We start from the raw sequence: 25,406 nt of genomic DNA, 5'->3' as shown, positions 1-25,406 counted from the left end.
AAGTAGCTAGAAGGGAAGGATTTATTTATAAAATTCGATCCTAATACAAAGAGTTAACGGGAGACATTATTTATCATTTTATGACTCTCAATGGGAAATTTCATGAAGCACATTCATTGGCAAACAAGCGTTGCTTTTGCGACTTTGTAATCCGAATTTTTAATAGCCAGTCACCCTCATCATTAATTGACTCACTTAAAACCGAGCCTAATTGGTATAATTGAGCTCGCAATTTTGCCTGAGTTGCTTTAAGTACCACTTCTTCAGTAGAAATTGCTCCGTGCAATTGGGTACTAATTGCTTCTTTTAATAAATCCAATCCCAAATTTGATGCGGCAGAGAGCCATACTTTGCATTTCTCTTCCTGATAATCAATTTTAGGCTCCCATCCTTCTTTTAAATCAATTTTGTTGAATACCTGTATTATTGGAACATCATGAACCTCTAACTCATCCAAAACCTGTTGAACTGAAAAAACGTTATCTCGCCAATGGGGATCCGAAATATCAATAACATGAAGTAGTAAATCAGCTTGTTGCGTCTCCTCTAAAGTAGCACGAAATGCCTCTACTAAATGATGTGGTAAATCACGAATAAATCCAACGGTATCTGTGACAATCACTGAGGAAGATCCTGGTAAATTAAGCTGGCGCATGGTTGGATCCAACGTAGCAAATAACTGATTCGCCACATAAATACTTTCTCCAGTCAATGCATTAAATAAGGTGGATTTACCTGCATTGGTATAACCTACTAAAGATACGGTACGTAAAGATGCCTTTCGCCTTGCCTGGCGGTTTTGATCGCGACTACTTCGCACTTTTTCCAACCGTTTATTAATGTATTTAATACGATCGCGTAATAAACGACGGTCTGTTTCCAACTGTGTTTCACCAGGCCCACGCAGTCCTATTCCTCCCTTTTGTCGTTCCAGGTGGGTCCATCCACGAATCAAGCGGGTTGATAAATGCTGCAATTGGGCAAGTTCTACTTGCAATTTTCCTTCAAAAGTTCGCGCACGCTGGGCAAAAATATCAAGAATTAATCCACTTCTATCAACTACGCGACATTCAAGCAAGCGTTCTAAATTCCTTTCTTGTGATGGAGATAATTCATGATTAACAAGAACCAGCTCTGCATCACAAGTTTTGACCAGTTGCGCAATTTCCTCAGCCTTACCTTGACCAATATAATATTTGGCATCAGGAGTTGCACGAGTACCTAAAACACACTCTAACACTTCCGCATTAGCTGAAAGAGCTAATTCTTCAAACTCTTGCAATGCTTTACCAGCATCAATTCCTGGTAATGCTAATTGCACTAATACGGCGCGCTCACCGCCTTGAGGACGTTCAAACACTAACTACTACTCCTTAACTTTATGACCAAGCATCACTCTAAATGTTTAAAATGGACTCCTTAACCGATTGCATCAAGCATTCTTTAGCAGGATCACTAAAAGTATAAGCAAAAATTCAACCTATAGGTGGAACATTTTTTGCTAGTCTGCCACAGTTCCTTCAGTTCCACCAGATTCATCATCTGCAGGCATTTTTATCGCACGTGAAGGAACTACTGTAGAAATCGCATGCTTATAAACCATTTGCGTAATCGAATTCTTTAACATCACTACATATTGATCAAAAGAATCGACTATACCATGCAACTTAATCCCATTTACCAAAAAAATAGATACAGGCACCTTTTCTTTACGTAATTCATTTAAAAAAGGGTCTTGTAATAAATGATTCTTAGACATTGCCCACTCCTTATTGTTATTGTATTTTTTAAAGGCAAAACATGCATCTGATCAGTTATTCGACATTTTTTCGTAAAACTTTAGATTAATTTCATGACAGTTCAATTTTAATCCGTTACTATTTGCAATTTAACTCTGAAAACCTAAAAAATAGAAATGACGAACAGTTTTTTAAGAACCCATGGCAGTATAAAGAATTTCGGTTGTCTTCACCGAAAAAGGGCAAAGGAGATGATACTAATGATGTGTACGGGGGAGCTCCTTTGTATTGTTGTTTAGTACCCCATCTTTAATTTAAGGAGGATTAAATGCCATTTAGTTATGAAGAAATCATTAAGCTGGAAAATCCCTATGAGCAACTTAGTAGTGGTGATGCATTGGCTGAAAATGCGAAGGTACTTAATCAATTAAGCGAAGAAGAGCAAGAGACTCTCGCTACAAAGATAATTGCTGCTTGTCCAGAATCACAATTTAAACAATATGGCCGACATATTAATGCGTTAAGGAGTTTTGAAGAGGAAGGTTTTCATGCAGTAATTTCCAGAGCCTATCAAGTAAGGCATAGAATTGTCTCCTTGCTCGATCCTAGAAATAAGACACCTCATTCCTTGTTTTTGGAAGAATTTAGTTCCGATCTTTTTAATAACTTTAGTGATCTCGCCAGAAAAACATTAATAGGCAATGAACAGGCAATCGCAGAGCGACTGGCTCTTTGTACCCCAGAAGGAGTTAGAGGCAAATTAGCCCGGAAAATAGAGATTACTTTTCCCCACAGTTCTTTTGCAACAAAATCAAAAGCAGCCTTTGCCATACGTCACAGTATCGATAAATTGCTAGGAGACAATCCAGAACAATTTTTTGAAGGCCGCGATTTTAATAAAGATTCTTACAATATGTTCCCAGGCATGTTTCAGGAATTATTAAAAGGACAAGAAAAGCGAATTGGCGAAAAACTATCCACTTCAGATCACCATGATACCATTAGACACCAATTGGAACTACTTCATACCGAAGTATTTGATGAGGCGAATCCTTTTAAACTCATTGCCGAAGCGATGGGGCCAAAAATAGAATCAAAGAAAGTTTCATCTCAAGGCGCAAACCCCAGTCGTATGTTTGCCCATTCACGAAGACCATCAATCAGTCCCCAACATCTGAATGAAGTACCTAAAGTGAATAGTGAAACAGATGATAAAAAATCTGAGGAAGGATATGAAAAAACTTCATTCAGTTGCTAATGTTAAACTCCACTGCCCTTACACTAAAGTAAGGGCTCTTTTATTTGACCCTTAATTATAAGAGGTAATTTAATGGCACACGAAAAACTCACCGTTGCATTAGTGCAAGAAAAATGGCATGAAAACCCCAAAGAACATCAAGACAAACTGGCCTCTGGAATTCACACTGCAGCACAACAAGGAGCTGCTGTTGTATGTTTACAAGAGCTCACTTTAAGTCCCTATTTTTGTACCCGATCAGATGTCGATCCCACTCCATTTATGGAGGATATTCATAACGGCCCCACGGCACAATTCGTCAGTACAATGGCAAAGGCAAACAATATATGCATAACCGCCTCTGTCTTTGAAAAAGCAGGCTATAATACTGCTGTTGCTTATAACCATAAGGGTGATCTTATAGGGATAACTCGAAAGCAGCATATCCCCAGCGGGGAAAAATACCATGAAAACTTTTACTTTAAACCTGGGAACTCTGATTATCCAATTCATCACATAGCAGACCATAAGTGGGGACTGCCAACTTGTTATGATCAATGGTTTCCAGAGTTATCGCGAATTTATGGTTTAAAAGGCACAGAAATTTTAGTTTATCCAACTGCGATCGGCGGGGAGCCTACTGCCCCAGATGTGGATACTCAGCCTATGTGGCAAAAAGTAATGGTTGCTCAGGGCATTATGAGTAATACATTTATTATTGCAGCAAATCGGATTGGTTGTGAAGATGGATTAGAGTTTTATGGAAGCAGCTTTATTAGTACACCTATGGGTGAAATTCTGGCGCAAGCACCGCGCGATAAACCCGCAGTATTAGTTGCCGAGTTAGATTTCAGTGTGCGTACATTATGGGGAAGGCTATTTCCTTTTGCGCAACAACGCGAACCTGAAACCTACCATGAATTAGTCAAATCACGTTAAGCCCTTTGGAATCTAGAAACTATGAAAATCAGCGCACCATCTGAAGAAAATTTATATAACATTAAAAACTGGGGTGAAGGATACTTCAGTATTAACGCCAAAGGGAACATGGAAATAAGCAAAGCACCAGGTAAACCTGGTGTCGAGTTGCAAGCCATTGTCGATGCTGCAAGCAGGGCAGGGTTACATTTACCCTTACTCATTCGCAGCCCAGATATTTTACATGATCGAGTACATCGTATCTATGAAGCGTTTACTCAGGCTAAAGAAGAAAATGAATATGCTGGGAATTATAAGCTTGTTTATCCCATTAAAGTAAACCAGGAACAAAGCGTTGTTAGAGAATTGTTAAAATCTCCCAACCATACTATAGGTCTAGAAGCTGGCTCCAAACCCGAGCTCATGGCAGTTATTGGCATGCTCAGCAATCATCAAGAAAGCACTATAGTCTGTAACGGATATAAGGACAGCTACTACATCCGTACCGCATTAATTGCACAACAAATGGGACATAAGGTTTTTATCGTCATCGAAAAAATCTCGGAACTCGCTATTATTTTAAAAGAATCCGCTCGTCTAAATATTAAACCGACTCTTGGTGTTCGCATACGCTTAATCAGTAAAAGTGCAGGAAAATGGGAGCATACCGGAGGTGTCAAATCCAAGTTTGGCCTCAATGCGAAACAGGTGCTCGAGTTGATCGCCCAATTAAAAGCCCATGATATGCTCGACTGCCTTCAACTGATGCATTGTCATCTGGGCTCACAAATTGCAAATATTCATGATATTCGCCATTGCATGCAAGAGGTTTCCCGTTACTATGTCGAATTACGCCAGTTAAATGCACCAATAGACACCATTGATGTGGGTGGTGGGTTAAGCGTCGATTATGAAGGGACACATTCTAACCAGGGCTGCTCCATGAACTACAGTTTGCATGAATATGCCACACACATTCTTTTAGCAATTCAGTATTTATGCCAGGAATACAATGTGCCCGAGCCAAATATTATTTCGGAGTCAGGCCGAGCATTAACAGCACACCATGCTGTTTTAATTGCCGATATTAGTGATATAGAAATTATCCACAAGCAGCCTACACTTCCAGAGATTACGAGTGAAGACTCACATGTGATTCGCGATATTTATGATACTTATCAATCAATTACTAATAGCGCCCCAATAGAAATTTACAATTATGCAGAACACTCGCTCAATGAGGCACACTCTTTGTTTAAACATGGAGTAATTAGCTTACAAGAGAAAGCCAAAGTTGAAGCATTCTATACCAGTATTTGTATGGAACTTAAAGAACGGTTGAATCCAGATATTCCTACTGAAGCGACCTTATTAGCCAAAATCAATGAAGATATGGCCGTCAAGGTTTTTTGTAATATTTCCTTTTTTCAATCCATTCCAGATGCCTGGGCTATAGGCCAAATTTTTCCTATAGCACCTATTTCACAGTTAACAAATACCCCGTCTATGCATAGTGTATTACAAGATTTAACCTGTGATTCGGATGGAACGATAAAAGAGTATCTTGGAAGTTCTTGTGTGAACTCCACTTTAATGCTTCCTCTTTATGACAATAACAATCCCTATTCCTTAGGTTTCTTTCTCGTAGGTGCTTATCAGGAGATATTAGGTAATCTTCATAATTTATTTGGTGATACCAACTCCTTGGATGTCAAACTCTTTGATGATGGCCAATTTGAATTAAATGATCTAGTCAGTGGCGATACGGTGACTAACGTACTTAATCTTGCTCATTTCGATACTAAAAAATTAGCTCAATCCTATGAGAAACAACTCATTCAGGCGGAATTACCCAAAGAGAAAACGTTACTCTATTTAAATGAATTGAGAAGCATTTTTTCTCAACTAACTTATTTAGATGAAAACATTCGGAGAAAATAAAATGACCCCAAAACAAAGCGGATTTTTTATGCCCGCTGAATGGCACCCACATGAGCGATGCTGGATGGCTTGGCCTTGCCATGTAGAAACCTGGTCTAAAATTGGTCTACAAAGAGCCCAAATAGCTTATGCACGCGTGGCCCAGGCCATAGCACAATATGAGCCTGTCACTATGCTTGTCAATCCAGGAGATGAGGAATCGGCCAAAGATTTGTGTGGCAATAAGAACATTACACTATTGTCTCTTCCCATCAATGATTCTTGGACTCGAGATACTGGACCTACCTTTTTGTTGGATAAAACACAGCGCCTGGCAGGAGTAGACTGGATTCATAATGCTTGGGGAGGGAACTACCAAGATTGCGCACTCGACAATCAGATTGCTTCCGCAATTATAAAACAAACCCAAGCCTTATCTTTTCGCGCACCATTGGTTATGGAAGGCGGATCTTTTCATGTCGATGGGGAAGGAACTATTCTGACTTCTCGTGAGTGTTTACTTAATGAAAACCGCAACCCACAATTAAGCCAACAAAAGATTGAACGTTATTTGTATGATTTTCTTGGAGGACAGAAAATCATATGGCTCAACAAAGGGTTATTAGGAGATGAAACAGATGGTCATATTGATGAGATAGCCTGTTTTATCGCTCCTGGAAAGGTGTTATGCCTTATTACAGATGATAAAAAAGATCCTAATTATGAAAATTTACATGAGAATTTGGAGATTCTTAAATCCACGACAGATGCAAAAGGACGTAAACTTGAGGTCTATACAGTAGAACAACCCCCAGCCACATATATTAACGGTGAACGACTCACTTTATCCTATATTAATTTTTATTTGGCAAATAAAGGAATAGTAATGCCCGCATTTGGGTATGAAAAACAGGATAAAGCGGCATACCAACTATTCGCTCAACTATTTCCAAATTATGAGATTACTCAAATGGATGTGCTGGATGTATTTGCTGGAGGAGGGGGGATTCATTGTATAACCCAACAGCAACCTAAGACAATGCCTTGAACTCTTTGAGATATTTCTTACATCTTGTTGCTCGATTCACGCAATGACAACAGCCATGAAAAGACTATACTGTATCTCATAGGGATGACACGGAATTGTCTGACAGGATGTCAAACTAAGGGACCAGCACATCGGATGTGCTTCGCTGTAAGGATGCAGCACCGCTTAATATATCTTATTCTCCGTAACAAAGCACTACGCCCTTCACTTAGATTAGGTGAAGGGCTATCACATTACGCCTTTATCGAATAACAGAACAATATTGTCATGCCTTTTATATAGAACTTCATTAATCAGGTACTAGAACCATAAATCATACCAGTTGGACCAGCAGTACTACCTCCACTTGAACCGAACATTGTTGTGCCAGTGACCCCTAAAACTGAAGGCAAGAATAATAAAGCCGCAGCGATAAAAACTAACGCAATTGGAGTTCCTATAGCAACTTGGGTAGGGTTATCTTTATGCTGTTTAAATTTCATAATTGCACCAATAGAAAACGCCAAACCAGCTAAATAAGAACCGGCGGTTATTAGTTTAGTTAGATTTGTAAATGACGATGTAATTTGTGATGCCATACCTCCTACACTCATATCACCTGCAGCCGCACTTTGACTGACTAAAGCCAATACGCCCAAACAAGCAATACTAGCAAACCAATTTTTATAACTTAATTTATTACGCTTCACATTTTTCTCCTTAACGCTCCATTAGTTCAAATATTAAGTAATTCATGATTTTCATTACTTACTTTAATCATAACGTTCAAATATTAAACTACCGTTATATCTTTATTCCATTTGAGCATGCGAAATTCTGTATCGTAATAGCGTGAGTTAATTGTTCTGCCTAACGCCACCTTCCGCAAAAGCGGTAGGTCTATAAAGCCTTGCTAGAAAACTCTCCTTGCAAGAATACCTTTAATGCCTAAAACAAAAAAAATCAGTTCTCCTCTCACCTTAATGGAGAAGATAACTCTTTATTTTACTAACTAATTTCAGACTGAGATAGATTTGCGCTTATGCGTACATTGTGACCTCAAGCTAAGATAATAGCTCTTATGGTACCTGCAAATGCAGAAGGTAAACTCACGTTTTGACCGGGAGTGGGGATATAAGATAGTGCCGGTTCTAAATAAATATTTGTGATTATTTTTGCCTGATAGTAAACTTGGTACATCAATTCGGTAGATCGATTCGTACTTCGTTGATTAAGCCATGCTAAAGAAAAACCAATTCCCATTGAATCAGCCTCTCGATTGGCAACCAGACCAAATGCAGTTAACCCTGCACCAATAGATTTATTCATAGATAGCGCACTGGAATTATTAATACTTAATTGGTAAAAAGCTGAGATCCCGCTAATATCGTATCCAGGATGTCGGTACCATAAGCGTTGTGATCCGAATAAATAAGCACCTGTAGCACCTGTTTCGATAAGATTATGCTGGCGAATAAGGCCTGTTTGATGCCATATGCCGATACCAGAAGTTCCTGGCAAATGTTTTTTTCCTATAACCCAGGCGCCACCCGTTTCAGCAACCTGGAAATAATTTCCATTAAACGTAGGTCCAGACAAACCAGTTTGTTTGCCACTGGCTAAATTGCCATCATAAATGCCATAAGCTAGATACCATTGCTTCACCGGGGTAAAATTCAATGTTATTCCATAAGCAGAATTCGTGTATCCGGGCATAACCCCATCTACTGCGGGATTGATAAAAATAGGAGTATAAATCAAACTGCTTACAGCAGGGATATTAGGTTCACCTGCACTTAGAGGAACAGGTTTGATTACATTATTAAAATCAAGTGTAGTAATTGTTTTTCCAATACGCACAAATAGCTTGTCATCAAAAAGCGCTTGTCGGTACCAAAGCGCATAAAGCTCCGAACGATCGAAAGGAGCAACATCAGGTAATGAGTTATATCCCTGAAAAAGACCAGCTTGGGCATTAGTATTTTGCGCATTTTGCTGTAAAAATTGGGCGCTAAATACCCCCCCTCTCCATCCATTAAATTGTCCCATATCAATAGTTAAATCAACTAAGAGTACGCTATTTGAAGTGACGCGCTCTGGATTAGGTATACCGCCAGAAAATAAATCGTTCGTATCTCCAATCCAGGCTCCCTGGATCATAATTCCATGATTATTTTCAATACCAAGTTTTTTCTCAATATAGCGCTGGACTGTCCCTGTCCCGGTAGGGACATTAATCGCTGCGGGGTTGGAGCTAATACTCGTGGTTTTGGGATATTCTGTAGGAGCTGTTGCTTTAAAACCCGCTTTAATTGTCCCTGCATACACATCATGAATTGTAACAATTAGAATAAAAACAAAGATACGTTTTATCATTTTTCTTGTGCCCAAGACAATAACCACTGCAAAGGCAGTCCATTGTAAAATGCTTTAAAACTCACCATCCAATAATGAGCTCTCATTTATTGATTACTACCCTCATGAATCCCCCTGTGAATAGTAATCGACAAAAATAGTACTATGAGTAGACATAAACTCATCAATCGATAACCGGGCCTTGTCCGCTAGACGTAGGAATAAGGACCGACTACTTAACGCAACAGTGCTCATCTGCCTGAAGGTATCCAGGTAGACGTTCGTTCCCTTAAACTCCTTGTACATACCCCACGTCCAGGCATTTAACATCCAGCTCCAGCCATGAGCACCCTGGGTATGAGTTGATTCTGACTCACTACATAGGCTTTATTGGGAACAATGTCTACCCAGTTTGTAAGCAAGTCAGGCTCATTATTGTCATTTGACCACGCTACCAATCTGAAATACTGAGCATCATTAGGAGATGTTAACTGAATCGTTCCTTTTTGATTCAGTATCATTAACGAACCTGTATCTAATGTTGCGTTATTGAGAATACTCTTATTTGCTTTTTGTATCGCTTTAGCTGAAACTGCCCATTGCACTGCAATTTTGCCTAACTTACCTTTTTCAGGGTAATCCGTTTTATTTTCCAGTACAATGTTGCCACCAAAAACTCCAGAAGTCATGAGATTTAAGCATAAATAAACCAGGATCTTTTTCATTATGTCACCTAATGGTTATTGAATAATTTTGCCTTCTTGAGGCACGCAGGTTGCATTTTCATTGATCTTTGGCATTTCTAGAGGAAACTTACCTTCAGCAGAAAGAGTGGTTTTCTTACCAAGATTTTTAAATGCCTCTTTAGGAATATGTACGGCTACGCTTTTAATCACATTAACCGCCTCAGGAATGTCGAAATTACCTACCATACTTAAAAATTGATAACTTTCTTGTGGTGTGAACCCTTGAGTGCGTACTAAAAATTCAATGGCATTTTTAGAAGCAAGCTGCATGGCTTCAAATAAATCCTCATTCAATCCTATCACAATCCACTCTTTCGAGTTTTCGACAATAGGCCAAGTAAATAAGCTATTGCCATTTCGTTTTGTTTTATCAGATACCCCTTCAGCTCTCAGATCTTTTCGTACTACAAACTGCAAAGTGATCCCTTCATAAGAAGTTTCAAGTGCGGTGACATCAATTTCTCCATTACTTTGCATTGCATGAGAATCACCGGTCCAAACTAAAGCACCTTTTTGAAAAACGGGCAAATATAGAATAGAACCAACCTGTAAATCCGGTTGATCTAAATTACCTCCGAATGGACCTGGAGGAACAGAATTAAATTCACCAGGAACAGGTTGACCCATTTGGGTTTCTAAATTTACAGGCCATTCATTAGGCCAGTCTTTAGGAGGAGCGACTGCAATAATACCCGGAAACGGTTTTAGTTTTAAACATACGCCTTTTGTGAATTCTGTAGTGTTTTTTTCTTTATTGTATTTAAAGTACATAATCCTTGGCTGGGTAAATTCTGATAAAATCCCCTGGGTAGGACTTAAAAAGTTATATCCAAAATCATTCAATTTGATATCTAATACCCGAATTTCAAGTACATCTCCAGGCTCGGCCTCTTCAATGTAAACAGGACCTGTTAAGCTATGCATACCACGTCTTTTTTGGATATCATGTTTTGTATAAAACTGTGCAACATCAGCAGGGGTTGTCTTATTGAAGACCATTTCATGCAGACAACTGTTCTAAGTTTCCAAAGATACAGAATCTCCAGAGTGCACTTTAACTACAGGTTGTTTATCCAGGGTAAATAGACCTAAAGTCACTGTATCTTTTGTTGCTGGAACCCGGTAAGTTTCTGCTGATGCAGTAGAAACAAATACCATTGAGACTAATAAAATAAGGGTTTTTGGGGTTTTTAGCATTTCTAGTCCTTGAGAATGGCTAATGAAGATCATTTAAATTTGGAAGCATTAATATATTTAATATAAATATTAAAAAAAATCAAATAGTTGTGAATTAATCCCCCTGCTGACAATAAAACGGATAAATATAGGTTAAGCTCGGTAAGGATGTTTGCATACCCTGCTAATTTTGAACCCTAAAATCCAAATTTAGCCTTACATGAAAATTCTAGCTGGTAATAAATTCAGCCCATTTGTAATGCTGCCACGCCTTCGAACTTCAGTCCGGGCGGGCAGAGAATGATTTTTTATTTTGGGACTAAACCAATAGAAGTATCGCACTCTTCGGATAAGTTAACGCAGTATTTTCTTTGAGCTATTTTCATATGATGAATAAATTCAGAAGGTAAACATCCTTTTTTTTGCAAGACCTTATCCCCTTCAACCAGTACTTTCTCATAAGCTTCTGTGAGAGAAAGATCATCATACTTATGCGGAATTCCGACGGGATTTCCAACACAATTCTCCAACCATAAACAAATAGTATACTCACTTGGGTCTATGTTATTTCTTTTATAGAAATCTTTAACCAGCATATCCGATTTAAATGGAGGATCTATTTTATTGAAGAAACCGAGGGTATTAGCGCGTTTTTCGGGCAAGTTAGTGCCGGCATTTCGTTCGATTATGGTACTATATTGAATTGAAGGAGTAACGCTCTCTTCCGATAAGTTAACGCAGTATTTTCTTTGAGCTATTTTCATATGATGAATAAATTCAGAAGGTAAGCATCCTTTTTTTTGCAAGACCTTATCCCCTTCAACCAGTACTTTCTCATAAGCTTCTGTGAGAGAAAGATTATCATACACATGGGGAATTCCAACGGGGTTTCCAACACAATTCTCTAACCATAAACAAATAGTATACTCACTTGAGTCTATGTTATTTCTTTTATAGAAATCTTTAATTAGCATATCCGATTTACCAGGAATATATATTTCATGCAACTTCATATTTAACCTCGAAAAATTTTATTGATAGTGATTATATGTTTTGAAATGAATTTCAGAATGACTTTAACAAAGAATGATTATTATATTCTTAACAAAGCAAGAGCTCTTTTTCTAAGCGATTCCTTTCTGGAATTGATTATATTTTCACTATTCTATAATCTGTTCAGGTGATCAAGGTCTGTAAAATCCAGCTCGAAATAGACACGACTGAAAAATGGCAAATTTTAATTTTTTGTTTATGCTGAATCACTCATTCTGGATTTATTGAAGCAAGTTCTTGAGGCTTTAAAGAAATGATTTTGATCTTTTTAAATTAGAGTCTACCCAACAAAATCAATTCCGCCGGATGAGTGTGCATACTGTTTTAATTCAAGAAAGCTCAAACAAGCTAGGGAAAACAACCTTTATATACCATTTGTAACCAGGCAACATTCTGAGCGTTGCCTAATTAACTTTTAAATACGATAAAAATGGATACTGAATACGCCCATTAGACATTTAACTGGCTTTGTATTATTTCCTCTTCGCTAAATTCTCTTACAAAATCCCCTTTAAATTCATTAAATACACCATTGAAATGTCCTTCGAATTTTTGAGGATGGAATAAAGTTCCTGCCATAAAATGACTTTTAGCGACCATTTCTTGTACGTTAGGCCTGGCTTTTTTCGATTGGGGTATTCCTGATTCAATTTCTATACGTTTTTTATTTAATTCAGCAACAATTTCATTGGCTTTGGTGTCCAGCATTAATTGTTGCGCCTCATTTCCTTCGCGATGTTCATTGCAAACATAAACATCTGCCCCAACAGAACTACTTGCTGTATATTTTAAGAACCCGGGCCCTACATATTTTTTTTCTTGTTTTACACCCTCAAGCCGAACTCGACCACGTTGTTCTACATCACGTTTAATCCGGCGCTCAATAACATCAAGATAGTTCTCAGTAGTTATATTTACTGTCACTACAGGCAAATCGGATAATCCATATTTTTTATAAAAATATTGAGCAAATATACCTTCCATGATAATCACATCAGATGGGTGGATTGTCTCTTCTCCATTTCTACTATTTGACTTAAAGTCAAAAAGTGGTTTTGTAATTGATTCTCCTTTATTCAACTCAGCTATATGTTCTTGTAGCAAGTCCAGGTGCAGCATTTCTGGTGTATCAAAATTTGTATTTTTTCTGAAGTATTCGAGATCTACCCCCTCAGGTATCTCATGGTAATAATCATCCATATTTAATATTTGAGCACTCATTCCATTATCTTTTAGCTTAGTGAGAAGATGGTGGGATAAACCTGTTTTTCCTGATCCAGATGCACCACCAATAATTACAAAGAACATATCTAGCCTCGTCTAAAGATGACAAATAAAATAAAGGCTGCAGATTATATATTTTATGACCAGTTGTAGCAAATAAAAGCATGGGATTCTTTATATGATCAAAATTAGCAGATAAAGTTAAACTAGAATTGAAACGTTACACGTTGAGTAACGGAGTTTGCCTTATTTTTAGATTTTGACTTAGGATGGTGAACAGTAATGAACTCTTGAGCGATAGAAATCACACTCAAGAGTTTTTACTTTTGTGGAGAAAAGTATTGGAACCCATTAAAAACTAATCCTCTTACACATTAGAGTATTAGAATTTGCAAGAGCAGCTAGAGTAACCTTTATGGCGCCCCACACTAGCTCAACTACAAAACAATTTTATCATTACTTCTAAAAAGATTTATATCGTGGCATAGGTGTTATCATTTGTCCAGAAATGTTTTTAATGTTTTATTAGAAACTGCAATTTACTATACTCCACTCGAGATATCAGCGCCCCAAAATAAATCATTAATCATTAAATAAACCCTTTTATTTAAACTAATTTTAATTAATTCATTTATTACAAAAATTACTTATAATAATTTTACGTGATCATGAAACACTGATCACGTAACTTGTAATTATACATCGATATTTTCTGCCTCAAGTGCATTGAACTCAATAAACTCTCTTCTAGGCTCAACGTTATCCCCCATGAGTGTAGTAAATATTGCATCGGCAGCAACTGCATCTTCAATATTCACTTGTAGCATACGCCGTACCGTAGGATCCATTGTTGTTTCCCATAGTTGTTCGGGGTTCATCTCTCCAAGACCTTTATATCGCTGAATCGTTTGCCCTCGCTTCGCCTCCTCCATTAACCAATCCAAGGCTTGCTCGAAGCTTTCTACAGCCAATTCTTTGTCTCCTCGTTTGATATATGCCCCTTCTTCTATCAAACTTGCTAACTTAGCACCAAGACTAACTAGCTCTTTGTAGTCTTTAGAATTGAAAAACTCCGCATTTATAGGTATGGGATTTTTTGCTCCATGCTGAGTTACAATGATTCTAGGTAGAAATTGATTCGTATCAGGTAGCATATGGACATCAACATCATACTGTTCCGTTTTACTTCCCACTTGCTGTAAGCTTGAGTGTAACTGTTTACACCAATTTGCCACTTTTTCTTCCTGGTCAAGATCTTCAATATGAAGTATGGGTAAATATGCGATACGCTTCAATATATCTGTAGGATATCTTCGTTTATAACGTTTGATAATTTTTTCTGCACGTCTGAACTGAAGCACCAATTCCTCAAGAGCTTTTGAGGCGATAGAAGGGGCGTCTTTTGTCGGAAAAAATGCAGCGCCATCTAATGCGCTTTGTGTTAAATATTCAAACAAAGCCTCGTCATCTTTAACGTATTGTTCCTGTTTTCCACGTTTAACTTTATATAATGGTGGCTGTGCTATATAAATATAGCCTCGCTCTATTAGTTCTGGTGTCTGTCTGTAGAAAAAGGTAAGTAACAACGTTCTGATATGTGAACCGTCAACATCAGCATCAGTCATAATGATAATTCGATGATATCTTACTTTATCAGGATCATATTCGTCCGGGCCTATACCACAGCCTAAAGCAGTAATGAGTGTCGCTACCTCTTGAGAAGAAAGCATCTTATCAAAACGAGCCTTTTCAACGTTAAGTATTTTTCCTTTAAGTGGTAAAATTGCTTGGAATTTTCTATCGCGCCCTTGTTTAGCCGAGCCACCCGCTGAATCCCCCTCAACCAAATAAAGCTCAGATAAGGCAGGATCTTTTTCTTGGCAGTCAGCCAATTTCCCTGGTAATCCCGCAATATCCAGCGCACCTTTACGTCGAGTCATTTCTCGAGCACGCCGAGCCGCTTCTCTGGCTCGAGCTGCATCGATAATTTTGGCAACAATCGCTTTCGCACTCGAAGGGTTTTCTAAAAGAAAATCATTAAATTTTTCTGCAACACTGGACTCAACTACTGACTTTACCTCTGAAGAGACGAGTTTATCTTTTGTTTGTGAAGAAAATTTTGGGTCAGGTACTTTTACAGAAAGTATTGCTGTCAATCCTTCACGTGCATCGTCTCCTGTTGGCGATACCTTAGCTTTTTTAGCATATCCTTCACTTTCAATATAGTTATTTAAAGTTCGGGTCAATGCAGCCCTAAATCCTGCCATATGCGTTCCGCCATCACGCTGAGGTATATTGTTAGTAAAACAATAGAGCGTTTCTTGATATGAATCATTCCACTGCATTGAAAGCTCAACAACAATATTCTCTTTTTCAGCTGTCATGGAGAATACGATGGGCATAATCACATTTTTATTCTTATTGAGATGCTCAACAAAAGCTTTTATACCACCTTCATAGTGAAAAGTATCCTGCCTTTGCGAGCGCTCATCAAATAAATGGATACAAACACCCGAATTTAGATAAGACAGTTCCCTAAGGCGTTTCGCGAGAATATCATAGTGGAACTCTATATTTGAAAAGGTATCAGCGCTTGGCTTAAACCATATTTGTGTTCCTGTTGTTGTTGCATCTCCCGTTTCAGCCATTGGCGCATCGGGAACTCCATTTCTATAACGTTGCTCATGGATTTTACCATGACGCCGCACAGTCAAATGCAACTCTTCGGATAAAGCATTAACTACTGACACACCGACGCCATGTAGTCCACCAGATACTTTATAGGAATTATCATCAAACTTACCTCCTGCATGCAAGACTGTCATAATCACTTCAGCAGCAGAACGTCCTTCTTCCTTATGAATATCAACGGGTATGCCACGTCCATCATCTTTAACAGTAATTGACTCATCAGAATGGATAGTAACAAATATTTCTTTGCAATATCCCGCCAGTGCTTCATCTATAGAGTTATCAACAACTTCAAAAACCATATGATGCAGACCGGTACCATCATCAGTATCGCCTATATACATACCTGGTCGTTTTCTTACTGCATCTAACCCCTTTAGAACTTTAATATTATTCGAATCGTAACTGGCATCAACGCTCATTAAGTGGTCCTCTTAACCCTATTATGGTTTCTCAAATACCTTATCATAGCATAATTTGTATTGTGTTTATATGTGATTTAGGAACTTTGACAATGCTAGCTTATCTGTTTTTTAAAGATTACTGAACGATGCTTATTCCCTCTTCGTAAGGAGTAACTCTTCATACATTTTGTTTCACGTGAAACATTATTTCATCATTCAACACTCAAAATTAAAACTCAAATGGCCCTAATTCATAGGATGAAGTATTCCTGCATTAATTTGATATCTTGAACTGAAATTATTGGAGAAATTTTCAAAAAGTACATTTGAATTGGATGTCGAAGTTATGATGTATTGTCCATTTCGGGTAAACAAATGAGACATTATCCTTCTTTGGTGGGCTTCATCGAGTTCGGCAGCAAGATCATCCATTAAATATAAACAATCTTCTGAAACAAGATTTGCCTGTGCCAGTTTCAACGCAATTAAGATAATCTTTTGTTGTCCTCGTGAAATGAAATGTTTCACTTTATTATTATCTACTTCAATAATAAAGTCGGCTTGATGTGCTCCATGTTGCGTATATAATTTATGACAGTCACTATCGAAGTTCTCAGCTAATACTTCCTCTAACGATTTGCCCAAATTTTTTTTATCCCAGCCCTTATAATATTTTAAGGTACATCCAAGTTCACTAAGCTCACTAAGTACAGAAATAAATTCACGCTCCCATTGGATGAAATATTCCTCTCTTAGTAAATGAAGCTGATTAGCAAGCTGATCTAACTGCTTATCCCAGGGAATATAGTGTGTAAAAGGTGCCCTTTTTTTTAGGAGTGCGTTTCTTTGCTTCAGAACTCGTTTGTATTCTTTCCATAGGTTAAAGTAATTATGTTTCACGTGAAACAAACCCCAATCCAATAAATTTCTTCGTACCGATGGTCCTGCATCAATAATTTGAAAGAGATCCGAATAAAAAACCTGACAAGGTAACGCATAAGCTAATTGGCTGGTAGTAGAACAAAATTGATTATTCAACTTGACTTGAGTTGCACCCGAATAAGACTTTTGGATACTAATTGTTTCTTGATTCCTCCCTCGAGCAAATACAGTCATAGAAGGTTGATTATGAGAGATAATTGGTGCGATCTCTCGAGTTCTAAAAGAATGGCCGCAACTCAAGAGATAAAATGCTTCAAGAACAGAAGTTTTCCCACTTCCATTGGATCCGAAAATAAAATTAAATCGAGGATTTAATTCAAGATGGGCTGATATAATATTCCGTAACTGATGGATTTTTAACTCAGTAAGAATCATATTTTCATTGGCATGATAATATATTGATAATCTTCATCATTTAATGATTCGATTAAAATACTGCTATCCGTATTTGATAAAGACAAACGAATTTGCCCTTCACCAAAATGAGAAAGAACATCTAACAAATAAGTTGCGTTCAATCCAATTTTTAATTCATCCCCCTGGGTTTCAGCAATAAGTGACTCTACAGCCTCTTCTTGTTCATTATTGTTAGCGATTAAGGTAAGCATTCCTGGTTGTAAATGAAGCATAACAGCTTTTGATTTTTCGTGTGCTAAAATAACGATACGCGATAATGAACGCTTAAGAACAGAGCAATCTATTAGAATATGCTTATCTTGATTTCTTGGTATTGCTTTAGTGTAAGGAGGAAAACGTGCTTCAATTAGTTTAGATATAAAGACAAACTGTCGCGTTATTAATTTAAAATGAGATTTTCCTGCTGTTAATAAAATTTCCTCATCATCAATGTAATTAAGAATCCGCAATAACTCTTGAACCCCCTTTTTGGGGAGTAGTAATTTTTTATCACTAATATTAGAGCATTGATAACGACAAATAGCCATCCTGTGCCCATCTGTAGCAACAGCAGAAATAAGGTTAGGTTCAAAATCAAGAAACAAACCATTGAGAAAAACGCGGACATCTTGTTGAGCCATTGCAAAATGAGTAGATTGCAATAATTTCAACAATACCAAACGAGGGAGTGTTAATTCGACTTCGTTACATTCATCCTCACTAAGAGGATACCCCTCTGCAGGCAAGGTTGTAAGTTTAAAAGAGCTACGTCCTTGTTTAAGGGTTAAAAGAGAATTATTAACAAGCACATCAGGGCTTGTTTCATCATCAAGAGAACGAATAATGTCAATAAATTTCTTTGCTGGAACCGTAATACTTCCTGAACTATGTTTGGACACACAAGCGACTTGAGCAGAAATTTCGATCTCTAAATCTGTAGCAGTGATATTTAATAAGCCATCAGACAGTTTAAGAAAAAAATTAGACAATATAGCTAATGATTGCTTTTTGTCCACAGCTCCAGCAACAGCAAGTAGAGGAGGAAGTAAATCCTCTTTTTTAATAGTGAATTCAAACAAAATAGAACTCCTAATTAATTTCGGGAAAAGATTAAAATCGCTGATATAAAGTGTTTATTAAATAATACACGCTGTGTATTAAGAGGATAAAATACGCATTAAATTCTTATAATCTTCAGCAAAATCACTATCATCTTGAATTAACTCCTTAACCTTTCTACATGCATGAATCACAGTTGTATGATCTCTGCCACCGAAATGATCACCTATTTCAGGCAGACTATGGTTGGTCAACTCTTTACTTAAGGCCATAGCCATTTGTCGAGGCCTTGCAATAGAACGGCTACGTCGCTTCGACAATAAATCAGCCACTTTGACCTTGTAATACTCAGCAACAGTTTTTTGAATATTCTCTATTGTAACTAATTTATCTTGTAATGCGAGAAGATCACGCAAAGCTTCATGGACGAATTCAATGGTAATTGGCTTTCCAGTAAAGTGAGCATTAGCGATAACCCTACGCAATGCTCCCTCAAGCTCTCTGACATTGGAACGGATTCGTTTCGCAATAAAAAAAGCCACTTCATAAGGTAAATCTATATTGGATTGCTCTGCTTTACTGATTAAAATAGCGACACGAGTTTCGAGTTCTGGCGGTTCTACAGCTACGGTTAACCCCCAACCAAATCGAGATTTCAAGCGCTCCTCCATGCCTTCAATTTCTTTAGGATAACGATCGCTTGTTAAAATAATCTGTTGCTGCCCCTCTAACAATGCATTAAAAGTATGGAAAAACTCCTCTTGAGAGCGATCCTTACCCGCAAAAAACTGAATATCATCAATAAGTAAAGCATTAAGTGAACGATAAAAACGTTTAAACTCGTTGATTGAATTCGTCTGAATCGCCTTAACCATATCGGCAACAAAACGTTCCGAATGTAAATACAATATCTTAGCATCTGGATTATTTTTTAATATTGAGTTACCAATAGCATGCATCAAATGTGTTTTCCCTAAACCTACCCCACCATAAATAAATAAAGGATTGTATGCATCACCAGGTCGCTCAGCAACTTGCATTGACGCAGCACGAGCCAATTGGTTGGAATTACCTTCAACAAAACTTTCAAAAACAAATTTTTTATTTAAATGACTGCTTTTGTAATCAACAGCCTTTTTAGGAGTCGCTTTAACTTCCGTTGAATTAGCCGATACATTGACTGGCGTTCTAATCGATCCTGTAGAACTCGAATCAGAATCATTATTAGAGGTTTTACTACCTATTTCTATAGAAACAGATTTGATTTGATCACCAGAAAGCTGATTAATTAACTCTTCAATTCGAGAAAAGAAATGTTTTTTAACCCAATCGACGACAAAACGATTGGGAGCAAACAAAATCAAACGTTGCTCATCAGTATGAGCCTGTAAAGGGCGCAACCAAGTATTGAATTGTTGCGCAGAATACTCATCTTGCAATAGACCTAAACATTTTTGCCAAACGGATGCTGACACAACGTAACCCCTCATCAAAGAAGAATGTTAAAAAGAATATTTAAAACTAATAATCACAGTATTAAAATATGCCACTGAAAATACCCGGACAGCAATATAATTAAGCATGTAAATTATTTGCATGAAGCTAGGGCTTGTCGGCAATACATTCTGATTCTCAACATCTCATGGTTTATACGCGAGATCCAAACGGTATGAATCTATATTGAACCAATATTAGGTTCTAGCAAAGTTGGATATGGCGTATAAAGCGTAACCAGTAGTCAATGTAAACCGCTTGTAACAGACCCTAAAGAAAAATTTCTTCAGTTCACTAAGGCGCAGCTGCATTCGAATTATACTCAGGCTTTAATATAAAAGAAAGTTATCCACAAAAAAAGTATGGATTTTTAGAATTAAAATTTTTAATTGAATTTTAAGACTATAGACCAATACATCAAAATTAAACGTTTCTATAGAGTACAACCAGCATAACTCACTAATTTAACTTTAAATAGAGCCGAGCACCTCTATTAATCAATCATGAAAAAATAATAAAGTGTTCCTTTAACACCTAAAAAGTCATTGTTAATAGATGTGAAAAGATCAATGAATAAGTAAGATCATAAATAGAGTATAAGATGATAATAACCTTGTGTGTAAATCAAATTGAAAAAATACATACAGAAAGATCACAGCAGTAAAAAGAGGTTTTAAACAGAGTTTGCATTAACATAACCTATTATTTTTAAACTATTTTTAAAAGTTATCAACAGAAGTCTTTGTCACTAATAACAATAAAAAATTTAAAATATAAAAAATGATTATGTTATTAGCTGGCGAACAAAATACGCGTACAAGAAAATAAATACACAAAAAATAATCAAATGCTAAATTGACAGTAGAAAAAAAGTTCTCTATCATTGCGAGCCTTAGAATTTTATTAACAGGTTCATCATGAAACGCACCTTTCAACCCAGTAATTTAAAGCGCAAACGCGATCATGGTTTTCGTCAGCGTATGGCTACTCGAGCAGGTAGATTAGTAATCAAACGTCGTCGAGCTAAAGGTCGTAAACGTTTGACTGCTTAAGTGTTTGCATTTAAAAAGACACAGCGATTAATAACAAAAAATGATTATAGTCATGTGTTTGAACAAGCGAGTAAAATTGTAACCTCTGAATTTATTATTCTTTATAGAAAAAATAATTTAGGTTATGCAAGACTAGGGCTTGCGCTATCAAAAAAAATGATAGCAAAAGCCCATGATCGAAATCGCATCAAACGGCTGTTAAGAGAAAGTTTTCGATACGAAGAATTACCCTCAGTCGATATAATTTTTTTAGCAAGACAAGGCGTTGCAAAACAGACAAATGCAAATATAAACGCTAGATTGGGCAAAACATGGAAAAAATTAACCTCGGTTTACGAAAAATAGTTTGTTTTCCCATTAAAATATATCAATTTTTGATTAGTCCTTTGCTGAAACCTAGCTGCCGTTATTACCCGAGTTGTTCGCAATATGCAGAAAGTGCTATCATGCAATGCGGCATAACCAAAGGTGTATGGATGGCTCTTAAACGATTATTGCGTTGCCATCCCTGGTCTAAGGGTGGTTATGATCCTGTACTTCCTAACAATGAGAATTTTTGATGGATATACGACGAGTTATTTTATACATGGCGCTCGCGCTAATAAGCTTATCACTTTGGAATGCCTGGCAAATAGACTATCCTACTAAGCCTGCGCCAACAGATAGTGCCATCACTAATCAACAAAACAGTGAGCCACTATTGCCACAAATGGCTCCATCTACTGCTGTCGCAACATCAATAACACCGGCTAATGACGTAAAAACAAGTAACGCACCAATAATCCATGTTAAAACCGACGTTTTAGATATAGGTATTGACTTACAACAAGGGGATATTGTTTCAAGTCAATTGCTTGCTTACCCGCAAAGTATTGAAGAAAAAAATAAGCCGTTCCTTCTTTTACAAAATCAACCCAATGAACGATATATTGCAAGTAGCAATCTTTTTGTAGCTTCAGGACAAAATATTCAAGCTCTAAATTTTAATTTTACATCACCACAACAACAATACGAATTAGACCCAAATCAGAAGCAACTTGTTGTCACTCTTAATGGAAAAAATGGAGATGGACTTGATGTAAAAAAGGAATTTACCTTTACCAAAGGTAGTTATGTTATTGATGTAGAGTACAAAATTGTTAATCAGGGGAATGGCGAGTGGACTGGGTATATGAATACCCAATTGATACGCAGTTCTCCAAAAGAAGATAAATCAAGTGTATTTCATGTAGGCTCCTATACTGGTGCTTCTTATTCTGAGCCAGGGAAGCATCGTTATCAGAAAGTAAGCTTTAGTGATATGAATAAAACTAATCTGGACGTAGACAGCAAAGGCGGCTGGGTTGCTATGCAACAGCACTATTTTTTAAGTGCCTGGATTCCTGATGTTAATTCAACCAATAAATTCTATACTCGAGCTGTAAATAATGATTACACTATAGGAGCGGTAAGTCAGCCAATTACACTTCAACCAAGCCAAGAAAAGACTTTAGGTTCTAAGCTTTATGTAGGGCCAGAGATCACCAGCACCCTAAAAGGCATTGCTCCTTCACTTGATCTCACAGTTGATTACGGAATTTTATGGTTCTTGTCTTCATTACTTTTCTCTTTGATGAAAATTATTAATAATGTAGTGGGGAACTGGGGTTGGTCTATTGTCCTAGTAACTGTTTTGATTAAACTGGCGTTTTATCGTTTATCTGCAGCGAGTTATAAATCAATGGCAGGGATGCGTAAATTACAACCCAAATTGCAGGCATTACGCGAGCGTTATGGGGATGATAAAGCAAAAATTAGTCAAGCCACGATGGAGTTATATAAGCAAGAAAAAGTTAATCCATTGGGTGGTTGTTTACCTATTTTAATCCAAATTCCTGTTTTTATCGCTCTATATTGGGTTTTATTAGAAAGTGTTGAGTTAAGACAGGCACCATTTATTCTCTGGATTAAAGATTTATCGGATGCTGATCCTTACCACGTGCTGCCATTGATTATGGGAGCAACTATGTTGATTCAACAAAAACTAAATCCTGCGCCACCTGATCCGATGCAGGCGAAAGTAATGATGTTTTTACCTGTACTATTCACTGGTCTGTTTTGGAGTTTCCCTGCTGGTTTAGTACTATACTGGATTGTAAATAATACCTTATCGATATTACAGCAATGGTATATTACACGTAAATTTTCCGACGAAAAACCTGCTAAAAAACTTGCTGTAGTTAAATAAATGTTCACAGAAACAATTGTAGCTGTAGCTACCCCACCTGGAAGGGGTGGGGTAGGTATTCTTAGATTATCAGGACCCCAAGCATATTCTATTGCAATTTCCTTAAATGGTAATAAGACCTTGCAGCCTCGATTAGCTACTTTTTGCTCCTTTTATTCATGTTCCCACTCTAATGAAGAAGAGATTTCGGTGGTTGATCAAGGAATAATGATTTATTTTAAACAACCTCATTCATTCACCGGCGAAGATGTAGTTGAAATTCAGGCACATGGTTCGCCTGTTGTTCTTGATATGTTAACCAAGGAATGCGTCCATTTAGGGGCTCGTTTAGCACGACCCGGAGAATTTTCTGAACGTGCCTTTTTAAATGATAAAATCGACTTGACCCAAGCAGAAGCCATAGCTGATTTAATTCAAGCCAGCTCGCAAACCGCTGCAAGAATGGCATTCAAATCATTGCAGGGCGAGTTTTCCTCTAAAATAGCCCAGTTAAATGAACAGATTATACATCTAAGATTGTATGTTGAAGCTGCAATTGATTTTCCAGAAGAAGAAATTGATTTTCTTAACGACGGTAAGGTTGCTCAATTGCTGCAAAATTTATTAGATAAACTCGATGCCATACGTTCCCAAGCGAATCAAGGTGTGATATTACGCGAGGGTCTTTCTGTAGTTATCGCGGGAAGACCGAATGCCGGAAAATCAACCTTAATTAACTGCTTAGCCGGGCGGGATGTAGCCATCGTCACTGAAATAGCAGGAACTACTCGTGATGTAATGCGAGAACATATCTTATTGGATGATATTCCTTTACACATCATAGATACAGCCGGATTACGGGATTCTGATGATATTGTGGAAAAAGAAGGAATCAAACGAGCTTGGGAAGAATTAAAAAAGGCGGATTGTGTTTTATTGGTTGTTGATATTAATGATTTAGAACTTCATCACGATTTATCACAAGAGATTCGAACCTCCTTACCAGCAGAAGTTCCTATTATTACTTTATTTAATAAAATTGACACATTAGGGCGATCGGCTCAGGTGGAAAATCATTCAGTATACCTCTGTGCAAAATCTGGGGAAGGAGTTGACGCCCTGAAACAATTGATAAAACAAGTTGTAGGTTATCAGCCTAATGAAGGACAATTTCTTGCAAGAAGACGCCATCTTCGCGCACTAGATGAAGCAAAAGATATACTTCTTGTGGGGCAACAACAATTAGCAGAACATCGAGCTGGAGAATTACTCGCGGAAGATTTGCGTCTTGCTCATCAAACGTTATGTGAAATCACAGGCGAATTCAGTTCTGATGATTTATTAGGGCGTATTTTTTCAAGTTTTTGTATTGGCAAATAAACCATCATCCTCTTACTAATCCGAAATAATTTACTCAAATACGTAATCAACGCGTGTTTCTTGTACTGCTTATTTTTATATCTTCTTGTATTTCTTTATTTTGCGTTTTGTCATCGAATGAATTTCTTTGCACAACCAGTTTTTCTTTGAGATCAGCACAGGTCTTTTTACAATGCATTGTAACCGTTGCTTTTCTTTTTATTTCGTCCCAATTTGTTGCCTGAGTTTCCAGTTGGGTTGCATATTCCTGCAGTTTGATTTTGATTTTGCCTAGTCTTTTGCCATTTTCCACGAGCTCATTCTTTGGCATGATTTAATTCCCTATAAAATCGTCCTTAGTGTAAATTATATATTATTAAGATTTTTTTTGTTCAAGTGATTCTCCCT

Annotated in this window: 23 protein-coding genes; 9 read left to right on the top strand and 14 right to left on the bottom strand. The window is 37.3% G+C overall.

The window, feature by feature from the left end; translation table 11 throughout:
* Window positions 1-100: 100 nt before the first annotated feature.
* Window positions 101-1,360, bottom strand: coding sequence for a ribosome rescue GTPase HflX (gene hflX / locus EKG34_RS15390; RefSeq protein WP_003633820.1), 1,260 nt, complete (start codon window positions 1,358-1,360; stop codon window positions 101-103).
* Window positions 1,361-1,501: 141 nt separating this feature from the next.
* Window positions 1,502-1,759: an RNA chaperone Hfq gene (hfq, locus tag EKG34_RS15385; protein WP_003633821.1), complete on the bottom strand. Its 258-nt coding sequence runs from the start codon at window positions 1,757-1,759 to the stop codon at window positions 1,502-1,504.
* A 308-nt stretch (window positions 1,760-2,067) separates the two neighbouring features.
* Between hfq and EKG34_RS15380 the strand changes: the two genes are divergently transcribed.
* From EKG34_RS15380 to EKG34_RS15365, 4 genes are all read left to right on the top strand, one after another.
* Window positions 2,068-2,997: a lpg0008 family Dot/Icm T4SS effector gene (locus tag EKG34_RS15380; protein ID WP_003633823.1), complete on the top strand. Its 930-nt coding sequence runs from the start codon at window positions 2,068-2,070 to the stop codon at window positions 2,995-2,997.
* Between the two features lie 72 nt (window positions 2,998-3,069).
* Window positions 3,070-3,915 (top strand): carbon-nitrogen hydrolase, encoded by an 846-nt coding sequence (locus EKG34_RS15375; RefSeq protein ID WP_003633825.1) that lies wholly within the window; start codon window positions 3,070-3,072, stop codon window positions 3,913-3,915.
* 21 nt (window positions 3,916-3,936) lie between these two features.
* Window positions 3,937-5,835 carry a biosynthetic arginine decarboxylase gene (speA, locus tag EKG34_RS15370; protein WP_003633827.1) on the top strand — a complete coding sequence of 633 codons (1,899 nt, stop codon included), beginning with the start codon at window positions 3,937-3,939 and terminating at the stop codon, window positions 5,833-5,835.
* Between the two features lies 1 nt (window position 5,836).
* Window positions 5,837-6,862: an agmatine deiminase family protein gene (locus EKG34_RS15365; RefSeq protein ID WP_003633829.1), complete on the top strand. Its 1,026-nt coding sequence runs from the start codon at window positions 5,837-5,839 to the stop codon at window positions 6,860-6,862.
* A gap of 293 nt (window positions 6,863-7,155) precedes the next feature.
* Here EKG34_RS15365 and EKG34_RS15360 read toward each other — a convergent pair whose 3' ends face one another.
* The 11 genes from EKG34_RS15360 to dnaA all read right to left on the bottom strand — a co-directional run bounded on the left by EKG34_RS15360 (window position 7,156) and on the right by dnaA (window position 20,362).
* Window positions 7,156-7,551 (bottom strand): hypothetical protein, encoded by a 396-nt coding sequence (locus tag EKG34_RS15360; RefSeq protein ID WP_003633831.1) that lies wholly within the window; start codon window positions 7,549-7,551, stop codon window positions 7,156-7,158.
* 349 nt (window positions 7,552-7,900) lie between these two features.
* A complete protein-coding gene (locus tag EKG34_RS15355) occupies window positions 7,901-9,217 on the bottom strand; it encodes a carbohydrate porin (protein WP_012978723.1) in 1,317 nt (438 codons plus the stop codon).
* A 302-nt stretch (window positions 9,218-9,519) separates the two neighbouring features.
* Window positions 9,520-9,921, bottom strand: a complete 402-nt coding sequence (locus EKG34_RS15350; RefSeq protein ID WP_003633837.1) for a hypothetical protein — start codon at window positions 9,919-9,921, stop codon at window positions 9,520-9,522.
* Window positions 9,922-9,936: 15 nt separating this feature from the next.
* Window positions 9,937-10,941 (bottom strand): acetamidase/formamidase family protein, encoded by a 1,005-nt coding sequence (locus EKG34_RS15345; protein ID WP_003633838.1) that lies wholly within the window; start codon window positions 10,939-10,941, stop codon window positions 9,937-9,939.
* An 18-nt stretch (window positions 10,942-10,959) separates the two neighbouring features.
* Entirely contained in the window at window positions 10,960-11,139 is a 180-nt protein-coding gene (locus EKG34_RS18690) for a hypothetical protein (protein WP_003633840.1), read from the bottom strand.
* Between the two features lie 287 nt (window positions 11,140-11,426).
* Entirely contained in the window at window positions 11,427-12,131 is a 705-nt protein-coding gene (locus EKG34_RS15340) for a hypothetical protein (protein WP_003633843.1), read from the bottom strand.
* A gap of 490 nt (window positions 12,132-12,621) precedes the next feature.
* On the bottom strand, window positions 12,622-13,479 hold the full coding sequence (locus EKG34_RS15335) for a uridine kinase family protein (RefSeq protein ID WP_003633844.1): 858 nt from the start codon (window positions 13,477-13,479) through the stop codon (window positions 12,622-12,624).
* Between the two features lie 611 nt (window positions 13,480-14,090).
* Window positions 14,091-16,508 (bottom strand): DNA topoisomerase (ATP-hydrolyzing) subunit B, encoded by a 2,418-nt coding sequence (gene gyrB / locus EKG34_RS15330; protein WP_003633846.1) that lies wholly within the window; start codon window positions 16,506-16,508, stop codon window positions 14,091-14,093.
* Between the two features lie 228 nt (window positions 16,509-16,736).
* On the bottom strand, window positions 16,737-17,807 hold the full coding sequence (recF, locus tag EKG34_RS15325) for a DNA replication/repair protein RecF (protein WP_003633848.1): 1,071 nt from the start codon (window positions 17,805-17,807) through the stop codon (window positions 16,737-16,739).
* On the bottom strand, window positions 17,804-18,907 hold the full coding sequence (dnaN, locus tag EKG34_RS15320) for a DNA polymerase III subunit beta (RefSeq protein WP_003633850.1): 1,104 nt from the start codon (window positions 18,905-18,907) through the stop codon (window positions 17,804-17,806). The genes recF and dnaN overlap by 4 nt, the downstream gene beginning before the upstream one ends.
* A gap of 78 nt (window positions 18,908-18,985) precedes the next feature.
* Window positions 18,986-20,362, bottom strand: a complete 1,377-nt coding sequence (dnaA, locus tag EKG34_RS15315) for a chromosomal replication initiator protein DnaA (RefSeq protein WP_003633852.1) — start codon at window positions 20,360-20,362, stop codon at window positions 18,986-18,988.
* Between the two features lie 936 nt (window positions 20,363-21,298).
* Between dnaA and rpmH the strand changes: the two genes are divergently transcribed.
* From rpmH to mnmE, 5 genes are read left to right on the top strand one after another with little or no spacing between them, the layout of a single operon-like run.
* Window positions 21,299-21,433, top strand: a complete 135-nt coding sequence (gene rpmH / locus EKG34_RS15310; RefSeq protein WP_003633859.1) for a 50S ribosomal protein L34 — start codon at window positions 21,299-21,301, stop codon at window positions 21,431-21,433.
* Window positions 21,434-21,778 (top strand): ribonuclease P protein component, encoded by a 345-nt coding sequence (gene rnpA, locus EKG34_RS15305; protein WP_012979569.1) that lies wholly within the window; start codon window positions 21,434-21,436, stop codon window positions 21,776-21,778.
* On the top strand, window positions 21,745-21,993 hold the full coding sequence (gene yidD, locus EKG34_RS15300) for a membrane protein insertion efficiency factor YidD (protein WP_003633864.1): 249 nt from the start codon (window positions 21,745-21,747) through the stop codon (window positions 21,991-21,993). The genes rnpA and yidD overlap by 34 nt, the downstream gene beginning before the upstream one ends.
* A complete protein-coding gene (yidC, locus tag EKG34_RS15295) occupies window positions 21,993-23,660 on the top strand; it encodes a membrane protein insertase YidC (protein WP_003633865.1) in 1,668 nt (555 codons plus the stop codon). The genes yidD and yidC overlap by 1 nt, the downstream gene beginning before the upstream one ends.
* Window positions 23,661-25,019 (top strand): tRNA uridine-5-carboxymethylaminomethyl(34) synthesis GTPase MnmE, encoded by a 1,359-nt coding sequence (gene mnmE / locus EKG34_RS15290; RefSeq protein WP_003633867.1) that lies wholly within the window; start codon window positions 23,661-23,663, stop codon window positions 25,017-25,019.
* A gap of 46 nt (window positions 25,020-25,065) precedes the next feature.
* On the opposite strand, the gene EKG34_RS15285 is transcribed toward mnmE, so the two are convergent.
* Window positions 25,066-25,329 carry a hypothetical protein gene (locus EKG34_RS15285; protein ID WP_003633869.1) on the bottom strand — a complete coding sequence of 88 codons (264 nt, stop codon included), beginning with the start codon at window positions 25,327-25,329 and terminating at the stop codon, window positions 25,066-25,068.
* Window positions 25,330-25,406 lie beyond the last annotated feature (77 nt).

It is taken from the genome of Legionella longbeachae (assembly GCF_004283175.1).
In the GTDB taxonomy this organism is placed as follows: Bacteria; Pseudomonadota; Gammaproteobacteria; order Legionellales; family Legionellaceae; genus Legionella; species Legionella longbeachae.
Note: the sequence above shows the minus strand (reverse complement) of the source record. Positions and strands in the feature narration are given on the sequence as shown.